8 protein-coding genes are annotated in these 14,072 nt (G+C 75.4%); 4 read left to right on the top strand and 4 right to left on the bottom strand.

The genetic code is table 11. From position 1 onward, the window contains the following. Nucleotides 1-2 precede the first annotated feature (2 nt). Complete coding sequence (locus tag ANAE109_RS17155) at nt 3-1,025, bottom strand: Zn-dependent alcohol dehydrogenase (protein ID WP_012098151.1); 1,023 nt, start codon at nt 1,023-1,025, stop codon at nt 3-5. Between the two features lie 123 nt (nt 1,026-1,148). Continuing rightward, a complete protein-coding gene (locus ANAE109_RS17150) occupies nt 1,149-4,472 on the bottom strand; it encodes a BTAD domain-containing putative transcriptional regulator (RefSeq protein WP_049768623.1) in 3,324 nt (1,107 codons plus the stop codon). 81 nt (nt 4,473-4,553) lie between these two features. Between ANAE109_RS17150 and ANAE109_RS17145 the strand changes: the two genes are divergently transcribed. Continuing rightward, nucleotides 4,554-6,311, top strand: coding sequence for a M61 family metallopeptidase (locus ANAE109_RS17145; protein WP_012098149.1), 1,758 nt, complete (start codon nt 4,554-4,556; stop codon nt 6,309-6,311). Between the two features lie 42 nt (nt 6,312-6,353). Here the strand turns inward: ANAE109_RS17145 and ANAE109_RS17140 are convergent, their stop codons facing one another. Together ANAE109_RS17140 and ANAE109_RS17135 are read right to left on the bottom strand one after the other, a co-directional pair. Further along, a complete protein-coding gene (locus ANAE109_RS17140; protein ID WP_012098148.1) occupies nt 6,354-6,932 on the bottom strand; it encodes a YeeE/YedE thiosulfate transporter family protein in 579 nt (192 codons plus the stop codon). Between the two features lie 2 nt (nt 6,933-6,934). Beyond that, nucleotides 6,935-7,468 carry a YeeE/YedE thiosulfate transporter family protein gene (locus ANAE109_RS17135; RefSeq protein ID WP_012098147.1) on the bottom strand — a complete coding sequence of 178 codons (534 nt, stop codon included), beginning with the start codon at nt 7,466-7,468 and terminating at the stop codon, nt 6,935-6,937. A gap of 145 nt (nt 7,469-7,613) precedes the next feature. Here ANAE109_RS17135 and ANAE109_RS17130 point away from each other — a divergent pair, with 145 nt between their 5' ends. The 3 genes from ANAE109_RS17130 to ANAE109_RS23655 all read left to right on the top strand — a co-directional run bounded on the left by ANAE109_RS17130 (nt 7,614) and on the right by ANAE109_RS23655 (nt 14,009). Further along, the gene (locus ANAE109_RS17130; RefSeq protein ID WP_041448461.1) at nt 7,614-8,936 is read left to right on the top strand and encodes an aminopeptidase P N-terminal domain-containing protein; all 1,323 of its coding nucleotides are present in this window, start codon (nt 7,614-7,616) and stop codon (nt 8,934-8,936) included. Between the two features lie 427 nt (nt 8,937-9,363). Beyond that, nucleotides 9,364-10,356 (top strand): hypothetical protein, encoded by a 993-nt coding sequence (locus ANAE109_RS17125; RefSeq protein ID WP_041448460.1) that lies wholly within the window; start codon nt 9,364-9,366, stop codon nt 10,354-10,356. A 110-nt stretch (nt 10,357-10,466) separates the two neighbouring features. Further along, complete coding sequence (locus tag ANAE109_RS23655) at nt 10,467-14,009, top strand: Ig-like domain-containing protein (protein ID WP_012098144.1); 3,543 nt, start codon at nt 10,467-10,469, stop codon at nt 14,007-14,009. Nucleotides 14,010-14,072 lie beyond the last annotated feature (63 nt).

The following is a 14,072-nucleotide window of genomic DNA, read 5'->3' as shown; positions in this document are numbered from 1 at the left end:
GCTCAGCGCGCGTACCGCTCCTCGAAGAGAGCCCGCAACGGCGCGTTCCGGCGCAGCAGGTCCAGGGTCAGCTCCGCGTGTCCGGGGACGTAGCCGTTCCCCACGAGCAGCGTCGCGTCCTTTCCCACGCCCTCGGCGCCGAGCGCGGCGGCGGTGAAGCTCGTCGCCATCGAGAAGAAGAGCACCGTCCCGCCGTCCTTCACGGCGAGGATGGACGCCAGCTCCGTCCCGGCCACGCTCGCGCAGCTCACGACGAGGTCGAACGGCCCGCCCACCGCCTCGACCGCGGCGAGCGCGGCGACGGCGTCGGTCGCGTCGAGCGCGACCGTGCGGTCGCAGGCGCCGACCGCGCGGATGGCCGCGAGCGCCGCCTCGGAGCGGTCGGCGGCGACGACCTCGCCCGCGCCGGCGAGCAGCTCGCGCGCGTGCGCGGCGACGAGCATCCCCGACTTGCCCGCCCCGAGCACGAGCACGCGCGCGCCGGGCCGGACGTGCCGCGCCGCGAGCGCGGGCGCGCCGCACACGTCGAGCGCCGCGAGGGCGAGCGTCTCCGGGAGGTCGCCGGGCAGGCGCGCCCAGAGGCCGCTCGCGAACAGGATGGCCTCGCCGTCGCACTCGACGCGGTCGATCTCCGGCCGGACGGCGCGGATCCGCTCGAGCCGCAGCGGCGTGAGGGTGAGCGAGACGAGGGTGGCGATCCGGTCGCCCGGCCGCAGCGTCGCCGCGGCGGGGTGCCGGGCGCCGACGGCCCGGACGCGGCCGATGAGCATGCCGCCCGAGCCGGTGACCGGGTTCTGCAGCTTGCCGCGCGCGCGCACGATGCGGAGCACCTCGGCGCCGATGCGCTCGGGGTCGCGCCCCACCGCGCCCTCGAGCTGCCGGAAGCTCGCCGCGTCCACGTTGAGCGCCTCGACCGAGATCGAGAGCTCGTCCTCCCCGAGGGGGAGGGCGGGGTCGAGGACGTCGGCGCGCTGGGGGAGCGCGCCCTTCGGCGACACGACACGCCGCAGGCCGTAGGGGTCCATGCGCGCGGAGCTTAGGGGGAGGGCGGGTCCGGCGCCAGCGACGAGGAGGGGCCAGGTCCCGGACGCTCGTGGTTCGACAGGCTCACCACGAGCGGCGGGCGAGTCGAGACGATTCTCCCCGCGTCACGCGTCCGCGTCGAGGATCGCGAGCGCGTCGAGCGCGAGCAGCTCCTCGGGGATCGTCCAGCCCGCCCCGCGCAGCCGCGCCTCGAACCGCACGGTCCTGGCGGCGTCGAGCCGGTGCCCCGCGCCGAGGAACCCGGCGCGCGCGTTCGCCAGCGCCGCGAGCGCCTCGTCGACGCGCCCGTGGGCGGCGAGCACGCGCGCCCGGGCCAGGCGGGCGATGGCGAAGACGACCCGCCCGCCGCGCTGGCGCGCGAGCTCCTCGAGCTGAGTCGCCTCCGCGTCGGCGTGCCCGAGCCGGCCGCGGGCGAGCCAGACGCGCACCGCCTCCGGCCGGAAGGCGGCGTCGCAGGCGGCGCAGGGACCGTGGCGCGCGGCGGCCTCGCTCGCCTCACGCACCGCGTCCTCCGCCGCGTACAACGCCCCCGCGGCGAGCCGGTTGCGGGCCTCCGTGGCGTGAAGGCGCGTCAGCGCGTGGCGCCGCAGCCGCGCGCGCTCGGCCACCACCACGCCGAGGTCCACGAGCGAGAGCGCCTCGTCCAGCCGGCCGCGCACGGTGAGCAGCGCGGCGAGCCGCTCGAGCGCGAGCGCCTCGCCGATGGCGGAGCCGGTCGCGCGGTGGCGCTCGAGCGCGTCACGCAGCGCCACCTCGGCGAGGTCCAGCTCGCCCGCGGCCAGGGCGGCGACGCCCTCGCCGTATCGCCCGCTCACGGCGGCCCGGACCGCCTCGCGCTGCCGCGCCCGCTGCGAGAGGAGCGCCGCGGCGTGGCCCACCTCTGCGGCGGTCGCGTCGCCGAGGAGGTCGCGGTCCCAGAGGACGAGGTGCAGCGGGACGGGGTGCTCGGGGGTGAGATCCTGCTGGGCGCGCTCGCGCGGGCCGGTGGCGTCCTCCGGCGGGCGGAGCGGGTCGCCGAGCGACGCGCGGGCCAGCGCGACGAGGTCGGCGCCGCGCGCGGCGAGGTCCGCGTCCGCGGCCTCCTGCGCTCGCACGAGGCAGGCCTCCGCGGCGGCGAGCGCCTCGGCGGGCCGGTGCTCGTGCCAGAGGAGCTGGGCGCGCAGGTGCAGGAGCGCCGCCGCCTCCTCGCCCATCGCCTCCACCGCGGCGAGCCCCTCCTCGAGCTCCCCGGCCGCGGCGCGGAGCTGGCCCGCGGCGGCGAGGGAGACCGCAGCGAGCCGGTGCGCGCGGGCGCGCTGCTCGGGGGCGAGGCTGGGGTTGGCGCCGTCCTCGGCGCGGGCGGCCTGCGAAAAGGAGCGCGCGGCGCCCGCGAGCTCGCCGAGATCGAGCTGGACGCGACCCATCGCGTCGCGAAGCTCGAGCTCCTGCGTCGCCGTGGGGCCGCCCGTCCGCTCGAGCAGCTCGAGCGCCTCGGAGTAGAAGGCGAGCGCCTCGCCCAGCCCCGCGCGCGCGGCGGCGCGGTGGCCGGCGGCGATCAGGTGGACCACGGCGCGCTCGTCGTCGCCCGCCCGGCGGCGGTGCCAGGCGAGCGCCTCCGACGGTGGCTCGCCGCCCGGCGGGACGACCGCTTCGAGCGCGTCGGCGAGGGCGCCGTGAAGGGCCGCGCGGCGGGCGGGGGGCAGCCCCTCGTAGAGCGCGTCGCGCACGAGCGCGTGGTGGAACCGGTACCCCGCGCCGTCCTCGTCGAGGAGCCGGGCCTCGACGCAGGCGTCGAGCGCGGAGATCGCCTCGTGCGGGGTGAGCCCCGAGACCGGGTGGACGAGCTCGAAGTCGAAGCGCGCGCCGGCCACCGCGGCCGCGGCGAGGAGCGCCTCGGCCCGGGCGCCGAGCCGCTCGACGCGCGCGTGGATCGCGGCCGGGAGGCTCGCCGGGAGCGTCGAGGTGCTCGACTCGCGCTGGGCGCGCACGAGCTCCTCGGTGAGGAGCGGCGAGCCGTCGGCGAGGCGGTAGAGCTGCGTGACGGTGCTCTCCGCCGCCGGCTCGCCGAGGAGGTCCGCCACCTGCTCGCGCGTGGCGGCGAGGCCGAGGCGAGGGAGGCGCACGCCGCGGGCGAGGCGCGCGCAGTCGAGGTGCGCGAGCGCCATCTGGATGGGCGTACCGGAGTGGACTGCGGCCTCGTTGCACGTGCCGACGATCATGAGCCGCAGCGCGCGCGCGTCGCGGGCGAGCAGGTGCAGCAGGTTCAGCGACGACTCGTCCGCGGCGTGGAGGTCGTCGAGGAGCAGGTACAGCGGCCGCCCGCCGCTCGCGGCGCGGAGCGCCTGCTCCACCGCGTCGAAGATGCCCTGGCGGACGTCCTCGCCCGCCACGCCCGAGCCGGGCGCCGCGCCGGCGAGCGGGTCACCGAAGGCGGGGTTGGCGCGCGCCTCCTCGGCGAAGGCGTCGGCGAGGAGGGCGTAGGGCGCGCCCCGCCCGGTGGCGACGCCGCACAGCACCGCGGCGCCGCGCGCCTGCGCGAGCCGCGCCCCCTCCACCGCGAGCCGCGTCTTGCCGACCCCGCGCTCGCCGAGGAGGACGAGCGTCCCCGACCCCTGCTCGAGGAGAGACTCGAGGAGCAGGGTCACCGCGCCGCGGCCCCGCACCGGCGCGGGCTCGGTCGTGCCGAGCAGCCGGCGCGACGCGCGGCGCGCGGCGTCCTGGGCCGGGGGCGCCTGCGGCGGCCCGACCGCTCCGCGCTGGATCGCGTCCCATAGCGCGCGCGTCTCCTCCGACGCGCCAGGCCGTCCGGCGACCCGCAGCGCCTCCTCGCACGCGTCGTACTGGCGGAGCGCCTCGGCCCTGCGGCCGGTCTCGGCCAGGAGGCGCATGAGGAGGCGGTGCGCCTCCTCGTTGGCGGGGTCGGCCTCGAGCACGCGGCGGAGGTTGGGGATCGCGGTGGAGAAGTCGCCGCGGTCCGCCGTGGAGCGGGCGAGCGGGAGCGCCACGTCCACGAAGCGGGCGCGCAGCTCGGCGCGCCGCGGCTGCAGCCAGGGGGAGTCGCGGTCCTCGGGCGAGAGGTCGCCGCGGTAGAGCGCGACCGCCTGCCCCCAGCGCTCCGAGCCGTCCGCGCGCGCCGCCGCCTCGAACACGTCCACGTCCACCCAGACGTCGGGGCGCAGCGAGAGCAGGCCGTGCTCGATGTCCACCCACCGTCCGCCGAGGATCTGGCGGAGGTCGTAGAGCGCGCGGTGGAGGTTGTTGGCGCCGCTGGCGGGATCCTTGTCGGGCCACAGCGCGTCGATGGCGGCCTCGCGCCCGAGGGTGCGGCCGGGAGCGAGCGCGACGAGCTTCAGCAGGTCGGCCGGACGCCGCCGCCGCCACGCGTGGGCGGGGATGGGCGTGTCCGCACGGACCACCTCGAATCGGCCGAGGAGGTGGAGCTTCAGCATCGTCAACGGTGCGACCCCCTGCGGCGCAGGCTAACAGAAGTGCCGGGCGCGCAGTTGATCCCGGGCTAGATTGAGGGCCACATGCGCTACCGGCTCTCGCTCCCCGAACCGCACACTCACCTGTTCCACGTCGAGGCGATCCTGGAGCGGCCCGGCGCCGCACCCGTGCTCGCGCTCCCCGTCTGGACCCCCGGCAGCTATCTCGTGCGGGAGTTCGCGCGCCACCTCGAGGGCGTGCAGGCCGAGGACGGCCAGGGCCGCCGTCTCGGGATCGAGCGACTCGACAAGCAGCGCTTTCGCGTCTCCGCCGGGGACGCGGAGCGCGTGGTGGTGCGCTACCGGGTTTACGCGAACGAGCTCACCGTGCGGACCTGTCACCTCGACGGCACGCACGGGTTCCTGAACGGCGCGGCGGTGTTCCTGTTCGCGCCCGGGCGGGAGGGCGAGCCGCACGTGGTGGAGGTCTCCCCGCCCGAGGGCTGGGCGGTCTCGACCGCGCTCCCAGGCGGCCCGACGACGTTCACGGCGCGCGATTACGACGAGCTCGCCGACTCGCCCTTCGAGATCGGGCGCCACCGGCTCGTGACGTTCGCCGCGCTCGGCAGGCCGCACGAGATCGCCATCTGGGGCAGGGGGAACCTGGACGAGGCGCGGCTCGCGCAGGACGCGCGGCGCATCGTCGAGACGCTCGGGGGGCTCATGGGCGGGCTCCCCTACGAGCGGTACCTGTTCATCCTGCACCTCACCGAGAAGCGGCGCGGCGGCCTCGAGCACGCGGCCTCGACCACGCTGAACGTGGGCCGGATGCAGTTCTTCCCGCGCGACGTCTACGAGGAGACGCTCGGGCTCTTCTCGCACGAGTTCTTCCACCTCTGGAACGTGAAGCGCATGCGGCCGGCGGCGCTCGTGCCGTTCGACTACGGGCAGGAGCAGTACACGCGGCTCCTCTGGTGGTTCGAGGGGGCGACGTCCTACTACGAGGGGCTGGCGCTCTCGCGCGCCGGGATCGTCGACGCGAAGAAGCACCTGCGCAACCTCGGTCGCGCCCTCACGCAGCTCGAGCGCACGCCGGGAGCGGGCAAGATGAGCGTCGAGGAGTCGAGCTTCCTCGCGTGGGTGAAGCTCTACCGGCCGGACGAGAACAGCGTGAACAGCACCGTCTCCTACTACCTGAAGGGCGAGCTCGTGGCGCTCGCGCTCGATCTCGCGCTGCGGCGGGCGGGCTCCTCGCTCGACGCGCTCCTCCGCGCGCTGTACGCGCGTCACGAGGGACGGGGCGTGCCCGAGGACGGCGTCGAGCGGGCCGCGGCGGAGCTCCTGGGCGAAGAGGCCGCGCGCCGCTTCTTCGATCGCCACGTGCGGGGCACCGATCCCGTGGATCTCGATCTCGAGGTGGTCGGGCTGCGGCTGCGCCGCCGCCCGGCGCAGGCGTTCGACGACAAGGGCGGCACGCCGCCGAAGGAGGGCGACGAGCGGCCCGCGCCGGGGTGGCTCGGCGTCGAGCTCGCCCCGGGCCCGAAGCTCCAGGTCGCGGCGGTGCGGGAGGGGAGCCCCGCGCACCGCGCCGGGCTGTACGCGGAGGACGAGCTGGTGGCCGAGGGCGGCTTCCGGGTCGACCGGGCCGCCCTGTGGGACCGCCTCTGCGAGAAGGGGCCCGCGGGCGCGCTGCGGCTCACCGTCTTCCGCCGCGACGAGCTCGTCGAGGTGGAGGTGCCGCTCGCGGCGTGGCCGGAGGACACGGTCTGGCTCGAGCCCCTCGAGAACGCCGGTGCCGCCCAGCGGGCGGCGTTCGAGGCGTGGTCGGGGGCGAGGTGGCCGGGGGTGACCCGCACGCCCTGACCCCTCGACAGGCTCGGGGGAAGGGCGAGCGGGTCGAGGGGATCAGGCCGCCTGCACCGGCTCCCCGCCCGGCACCGCGCGCTCGCTGCGTCCCGGGTGCGTGGGCAGCACGAAGGCGAGGACCACCATGAGGGCGCCGAACAGCATGCCGGCGAGCCCCTTCCCGAGGCCGCTGAGCTCCGCGAGCGTGGGGCTGCCGAGCGAGAGCGGCTCGATGAGCACCGGCTTCAGCGCCGGGTAGACGAGCGCGAACACGAGCGCGCCGGCGAGGCCGCCGACGATGGTGAAGAGCGCGTCCTTGCGCCCCTCTGCGGCGCCGACGAGGCAGGTGCCCGGGCAATAGCCGCCGATGGCGAAGCCGGCGCCGAACACGAGGCCGCCCACCGCGACGGCGACGAGCGTGAGCGCCTTCACCTTGAGGTGCGCGAGCCCGAGCGCGGCGAGGCCGCCGATGCCGATCGCGCCGACGCCGATGGCGAGCAGCATGAACTTCAGGATCGTCAGGTCACGCAGCGTGAGGGTGCCGATGATGCGGTCCGGCGAGGAGGCCTGGACCCGCTGCAGGATGGCGCCGAAGGCGACGCCGAGCGCGAGCGAGACGAGGATGACCGAAGGGCTCATGGTTACGACCTCCCGTAGAGCGCGCGGGCGACCGGGATCCCCGCGGCGAACACGGCCGCCGCGAACACCATCCCGGAGACCGCGAGCTGCGACATGCCGCTGATGATGTGACCGCTCGTGCACCCTCCCGCGAGGCGCGCGCCGAACAGGATGAGGAAGCCGCCCACGAACGCGACGGCGAAGCGGGCCCCGGTGCCGGAGCCGAACCTGCGGCGCCAGCTCTGCGGGACCGCCTCCTCGGTGCGCGAGCGCGACGCCAGCGCCGCGCCCAGGCCGCCGAGGGCGATGCCCACGACGAGCACCCACTCCGCCGTGAGCGAGCTGCCGATCTTCTTCCAGTAGGCGTTCGACTCCACTGCCCCGGGCGCGACCTGGCTCGCGATGGCCGCCTCGGTCGTCACGTACGCCGTCGAGACGCCGATGGGCCCCTGGATCGCGACGGCAAGCGTGCCGAGCAGCCCGAGCAGGATGCCCGCCGCGCGCCAGTCGAGCGACTTCTGCTTCTGGTCCTTCACGTTGCCTCCCTGCGGATTCACGGGGAAATTTCCGCCTCGCGCCGTCTGAGCCGCTCCTTTGTGGACCGATTCGGGCGATGAAGTCCTATGCCCCGTTAGAGGCGTCGTTTCGCCGCAATGGCAGCACGCCCGCGCTCCCGGCGGGAGTGCGCTATATGGGCGGGCCATGGAACCGATCCCGTCGTTCTTCGCCGAGCGCCGTCGTGCGGCCGCCGCGCAGATGGCGCGCCAGGGGGGCGGCGTGATGCTGCTCCCCGCCGCCGAGGAGAAGCTCCGGAACGCCGACACCGAGCACCTGTTCCGGCAGGACAGCGACTACCACTACGTCGTCGGGCTCGACGAGCCGGAGGGCTGCGCGGTCCTCCTCGCCGCGCCGTCGGGAGAGGTGAAGCTGGTGCTCTTCGTGCGTCCGCGCGACCGGGAGAAGGAGATCTGGACCGGGCGGCGCGCCGGGGTCGAGGGCGCCAAGGAGCGCTACGGCGCCGACGAGGCGTACACCGTGGCGGAGATGGACGAGAAGCTGCCCGCGCTCCTCGAGGGCGCGGAGACGCTCTGGTTCCGCCTCGGCGAGGACGCCGGCTGGGACGCGCGGGTCGCGCGAATCCTCCGCGGGCTGCGCGGCGGCGCTCGCCTCGGCAAGCACCCGCCGCGCGCGATCGTGGAGCCCGGCCGCGTGCTGCACGAGCAGCGGCTCGTGAAGTCGCCGGAGGAGCTGAAGCGGCTCCGCAAGGCCGCCGAGATCACCGCCGAGGCGCACATGGCGGCGATGCGCGACGGCCAGCCCGGCCGCCGCGAGCACCAGGTGCAGGCGGAGATCGAGTACGCCTTCCGCCGCCGCGGCGGCTCCGGTCCCGGGTACGGCACCATCGTCGCCACCGGCGCGAACTCGACCATCCTCCATTACCGCGCCGGCCCCGACGTCCTGAAGGACGGCGACGTGTGCCTGGTGGACGCGGGCGGCGAGTACGACTTCTACACGGCCGACGTGACGCGTACGTTCCCGGTCTCGGGCGACTTCACGAAGCCGCAGCGCGTGCTCTACGAGCTGTGCCTCGACGTGCAGAAGCAGGCCATCGAGGCGGTGAAGCCCGGCACGACGCTCGACGCCATCCACGATCTCGTGGTGCGCAAGCTGACCGAGGGCTTCATCTCCCTCGGCCTGCTCCAGGGGAACGTCGAGGAGCGCATCGCCGACAAGTCGTTCCGCAAGTACTACATGCACCGGACCAGCCACTGGCTCGGCATGGACGTCCACGACGTGGGCGACTACTACGTGGACGGCAAGCCCCGCCCGCTCGTCCCCGGCATGGTGCTCACCGTCGAGCCCGGCATCTACGTCGCCGAGGACGACGAGACCGCGCCCCCCGAGATGCGCGGCGTCGGCATCCGCATCGAGGACGACGTGCTCGTGACGCCCGAGGGCCACGAGAACCTGACCGCCGCGGTGCCGAAGGAGGTCGCGGAGGTCGAGGCGGTCTGCGTGAGGTAGGGGAGTAGGGGAGGGCGGGTTCTCCTTCTCAGACGTTGGGAGCTCGAAGCAGGAGCCGCAACTCTCTCCCCGTTCGACCGAGCGTAGGCCGCGCGCAGCGCGGCCGAAGTCGAGGGGCGGGGGAGGCCACGCCCAGCCCCGCTCGTGCTGAGCCTGTGTACGAAGCGCGAGCGGGACCAGGTTCTCGCTCATCCCTGCTCGTGCGGTACGCTTCGGAGCGCTCCCGGTTCACCTGGAGCGACGGAGCCGCCCCCGCATGCTGACGCTCGCCCTCGCCGCCGTTCTCGCCGCGCAGCAGCCCGCCCCCGAGGCGGCTTCATTCGCTCGCGCCGAGCCCGTCGCTCTCCAGGCCGAAGCGCCCTCATCCGCTCGTGCTGAGCCTGTCGAAGCACGAGACACGGATCCGGCAACCCGCTACGACGCCGCGATGGCGCTCCTCCTCGACGGCAAGCTCGAGGAGGCCGCGCGCGCGTTCGGTGCCATCGCCGGAGATCCCGCGGCCGGCGCTCTCGCCGACCGCGCCCGCACGCTCGCCGAGGTGAGCCGCGCCCTCGCCGCGCGGGGGGAGTTCGTGCTGCGGGAGCCCGGGCGATCCGCTGGCGCGGAGGCTCGCCGGCTCGACCGCCGCGGGCGCGCCGAGCTCGCCTTCTTCGGCACGACCTACGGCATCTGGAGCGGCGTCGCGACCGGCCTCCTCGCGGACGCCGACGACGGCCGCGTCTACCTCGCGCTCACGCTCGCCGGCGGCGTGGGCGGGCTCACGCTGGCGCTGCTCCCCACGCGCCACGCCCACATGCCCGAGGGCCGCGCGCAGGCCATCGAGTCGGCCGCGCTCTGGGGGACCCTCAACGGCGGCCTCGTCGCCGCGCTCGCGGACGCTGGGACGAGGCCGGCCGTGGCCGCCACGCTCGGCACGGGGCTCGTCTCGCTCGGCACGGCCGTCGCGCTCACCCGCGAGCGGAGCCCGTCGCCCGGCGACGTGGCCCTCACGAACAGCGGCGGCATATGGGGGCTCGTGACCGGCGGGCTCACGCTCGCGCTCCTGGACGACGTGAGCGACTCGACCGTCCAGGCCGTGCTGCTCGGCGGAGCCGACGCCGGCCTCCTCGCCATGGCGCTCGTCGCCCGTCGCGTGGACATGAGCCGCGGCCGCTCGCTCCTCATCGACGCCGGCGGCCTCCTCGGCACGCTCGGAGGAATCTCGATCCCGGCGTTCGCGGACTCGGAGAATGCCCCGCTGATCGGCGCCGCCGGGCTGGCCGGCATGGCCGCCGGCCTGTCGATCGCGACGTACCTGTCGCGCGGCTGGGACGAGGAGGGGAGCGCGTCCGCCGCCCGCCCCGGCGGCGCGATGGCCACGCCGGTGGTGGCGCGGCTCGAGGGCGGCGGATTCACCGCAGGTGTGGCAGGGCGGTTCTGATGTAGGTGCGGCCGCCGCCTTGCCGGTCTTTGACCCTCCGTATAACGTCGCGCGCCGTATCCCAGCGTGAACGCCGGGACGCGCGCCCTGCGCGGCGCGGGGAGGGGAACATGCGGCGGATCTCGGCGCTCGGCCTCGTGGCCGTGCTCGCGGCGGCGTGCAGCGGCGGCGGCGGAGGAGACAAGGCGGGCGGTCCGGGCCCCGCGGCGACCCTCGTCTCCATCGCGGTGACGCCCGCGACGGCGGTCACGGTCCCGGGCGCGACGGTGAAGCTCACCGCCACCGGCGCGTACGACGACGGCGGAACGCGCGACGTGACCGCCGAGGCGAGCTGGAGCTCGCTGAACGGCGCCGTCGCGCAGGTCTCCGCCGGCGTCGTGACCGGCGTCACCGCCGGGACCGCGACCGTCAGCGCCGCGATCGGCGCCGTCCAGGGCACGGCGCTCGTCACCGTCGACACGCCGACGTTCGTGTCCGTCCGGGTCGATCCGCCGAGCGCGACGATCTCCACGGGCCAATCGCTGCCGATCCGCTGCCTCGGGACCACCGATCGCGGCCTCGAGATCGACGTGACCGCGGCCGCCGTCTGGACGAGCGTCGATCCGCTCGTCGCCACCGTGGCGCGCGGCGTCGTGTCGGGGGTGAAGGTCGGCGGCACCGACGTGCGGGCCACCTACGCCGGCCTCTCCTCGCAGGCGCACGTCACGGTCGAGGCCGCATCCCTGGCGTCGCTCCTCCTCGGCGCGCCTCCCACGCTCACGCTCGCCGCGGGCGACTGGCTCGACGTGCACGCGTTCGCCGTCTACACGGACGGCAGCCTGCGCGACGTGACGCTCCTCGCGGAGTGGTCCTCGAGCGCGCCCCCGGTGGCCGAGGTGTCGAGCGTGGCGGAGAGCGCCGGGCGCATCCTCACGCTCGCGCCCGGGGCGAGCACCATCGGGGCCTCCTTCGGCGGAAAGGCCGCCTCGACCGAGCTCACGGTCCTCGCGGACAGCGTCATCTTCCTGCTCGTCGAGCCCGTCCCCTCGCCGCTGCCGGTCGGCGGCGCGCACCGGCTCCGCGCCACCGCCCTGCACGCGGACGGCACCTCGGCCGACGTGACCGGGCTCGCGACCTGGTCCTCCGACTCGACCACCGTGGCCGTGGACGCCGCGTCCGGTGTCGCGACGCTGGTCGCGGGCGGGGTCGCCACCGTGACCGCGAGCTACGGAGGCGCCGTGGGCCGCGGGGCCGTGACCGTCACCGGCGACGCTCCGACCGCGCTCGAGCTCGACGCGACCGCCATCGCCATGGGCCTCGGCGACTACACCTGGCCGCCTCCGCACGTGAGGCTGCGCTACGCGAACGGCGCCACGTACGACGTCTCGAGCGCGGCCGAGCTCTCGGTCCCGGATCCGGCCGTCGCCCTCGTCGAGACGGGGTGGTCCGATGACACGGTCGTGCGCGCGGTCGGCCTCGGGAGCACCACGATGCAGGCCCGCTACGCCGGGCTCTCCGTCACGGCGACGGTTCAGGTGACCGCGCCGCTGTCATTCGCCCTCGACGCGCCGGCGTCGGTGCCGGCGGGCGTGAGCTGGAGGGTGAAGGCGCAGACGCGCGTGCAGGGGAAGTACGTCGTCGAGACGGAGGACGTGTCGAGGTACGCCGAGTGGTCCTCGAGCGCGCCGGCGGTGATCGCCGTCTCCAACGCGCCCGACACGAAGGGCACCGCCACCGTGGTCGGTGCCGGCACCGCCACGCTGACCGCGGCGTTCGGAGGGATGACGGCGACGAAGACGATCACGGTGCTCGGGCCCCTGAGCGCGATCACCATCTCGCCCGCGCCGCTCCTCGTCCCCTCGGGCGAGACGCGGCAGCTCAGCGCGACGGCCCGCCTCGCCGACGGACGCACGACCGACGCGACGACCCTCGTCACGTGGCGCTGCGACCGCGTGATCGGCTCCGTCCATGACGGCAGCTTCTGGTCGTCGGGGCCCGGCACGGGCGAGATCACCGCGGCCATCGGCGACGTCTTCGGGACCGTGACCGCGACGGTCGTGCGCGAGCCGGGCTTCGGCGGGCTCGCGATCCGACCCGCGCTCCAGTACGGCTCGGAGCGGCTGCCTGTCGGGCATACCGGCCAGTTCCGGGCCGTGTACGTGTACTCGGTGGGCGGGCAGGACGTGGAGGTCCCGGTCGATCGAGAGGTCGCGTGGAGCACGAGCGCCGCGTCGATCGCCGCGTTCGACGATCCCGCGCACCCAGGGCGGGTCCACGCGCTCGCCGCCGGGAACGTGTACCTCCGGGCCGAGACGACGAGCCCGGCGGGCGCGCCCATGCAGGCGTCGATGTCGCTGGGGGTCGTGGCGCCGACGGGGCCGCCCACGCTCGCGCCGGTGACGGTCCCGCTCGGCGGATCGGCGCCGCTCCGGCTGTCCGTGCCGCTCGCGACCTCCACTGCGACGGCGAGCGCGTTCGCGACCTTCGAGTCGAGCGATCCTTCGGTCCTCGAGGTGAGGGGGACGACGGTGGTCGCGCGGAAGCTCGGCTCGGTCGAGCTCCGCGCGCGCCTCGGCGAGGTGACGGTCGCGGCGCAGGGCACCGTCCTGCCGGTGACGGCGAAGGCCCTCTACGTGGCGCTGCCGTACGAGCTGACGGTGGGCGCGAAGGCGAAGCCGGGCGCCTTCGTGGAGCTCGACAGCGGCGACTACGTGGACGTGACCCAGCTCGCGACGTGGGCGTGCTCGACGCCGGCCGTGGCGACGCTGACCTGGACGCCGGGCACGATGCCCGAGCTGCTGCCGATCGCCGCGGGGACGGCGACGGTCGAGGCGAGCTGGAGCGGGTTCGTCGCGGCGGACAGCGCGACGGCGGTCGGCGGCGCGGCGGAGCCGCAGCTCGCGAGCCTGACCTTCGAGCACCCGTCGTACGAGCTGCCCGTCGGCGGCACCCTGTCGATGCAGCTCCGCGGGACGCTCCCGAGCGGTGGTGCGGCCACCGTGACCGGGGCGCGGGTGACCATCTCTCCGGCTGACGTCGCCGGCCTGGAGGTCTCGGGGTCGTACGGGGTGGTCACCGGCCTGAAGGTAGGGAGCGCGGTCGTCACCGCGGCGTGGGGCGGGCAGACGGCGACGGCGGTCGTGAACGTCACGCACGCGATCGGCGAGTTCGGCATCTACCCCCAGGACAGCGGGCCGTACGGGGTCCACCCGCACGAGCTGCTCGGGTTCAACGCCTTCGAGAACCCGACGTTCGCGGTGTTCGAGGACGCGCTCGCGTGGGCCTCGTCGAACCCGGCGGTGCTGAAGGTGGTCGCGCCCGGGGTCGTCGAGGGAGTGGCTCCCGGCAAGGCGGTCGTCACCGCCGCGTCCGGGCTGCAGGTGTGGCCGTGGGTCGTGACGGTGTCGAGCGCTCCGCTGGAGCGGCTCGAGCTCGACGGGATCGCCCCGACGGTCCCGGCGGGCACGAGCTACCGGTTCCGCGCGATTGCCCGCTGGGCCGACGGCGCGTCCGGCGACGTGACGAACGCCGCGACGTGGTGGAGCGCCGACCCGACGGTGGTCGAGTTCGACCCCGCAGCGCCCGGAAAGCTCGTGACGAAGCGCGCCGGGACCGTGCGGATCGAGGCCCGGATCGACGGCGTCACCGAGTCCGCGGAGGTGACCGTGTTCTAGAGGAAGCGACGGGCCGAGCCGGCCCGTGCTTCCCCCTTGACACCCTCTCGGCACTCCAGTATC

Source organism: Anaeromyxobacter sp. Fw109-5 (assembly GCF_000017505.1).
GTDB lineage: Bacteria > Myxococcota > Myxococcia > Myxococcales > Anaeromyxobacteraceae > Anaeromyxobacter.
Note: the sequence above shows the minus strand (reverse complement) of the source record. Positions and strands in the feature narration are given on the sequence as shown.

Bases quoted from the DNA above. Each gene is read 5' to 3' on its own strand.
- ANAE109_RS17155 (WP_012098151.1), bottom strand. From the start codon at position 1,025: ATGGACCCCTACGGCCTGCGGCGTGTCGTGTCGCCGAAGGGCGCGCTC.
- ANAE109_RS17150 (WP_049768623.1), bottom strand. From the start codon at position 4,472: ATGCTGAAGCTCCACCTCCTCGGCCGATTCGAGGTGGTCCGTGCGGAC.
- ANAE109_RS17145 (WP_012098149.1), top strand. From the start codon at position 4,554: ATGCGCTACCGGCTCTCGCTCCCCGAACCGCACACTCACCTGTTCCAC.
- ANAE109_RS17140 (WP_012098148.1), bottom strand. From the start codon at position 6,932: ATGAGCCCTTCGGTCATCCTCGTCTCGCTCGCGCTCGGCGTCGCCTTC.
- ANAE109_RS17130 (WP_041448461.1), top strand. From the start codon at position 7,614: ATGGAACCGATCCCGTCGTTCTTCGCCGAGCGCCGTCGTGCGGCCGCC.
- ANAE109_RS17125 (WP_041448460.1), top strand. From the start codon at position 9,364: ATGGCGCTCCTCCTCGACGGCAAGCTCGAGGAGGCCGCGCGCGCGTTC.
- ANAE109_RS23655 (WP_012098144.1), top strand. From the start codon at position 10,467: ATGCGGCGGATCTCGGCGCTCGGCCTCGTGGCCGTGCTCGCGGCGGCG.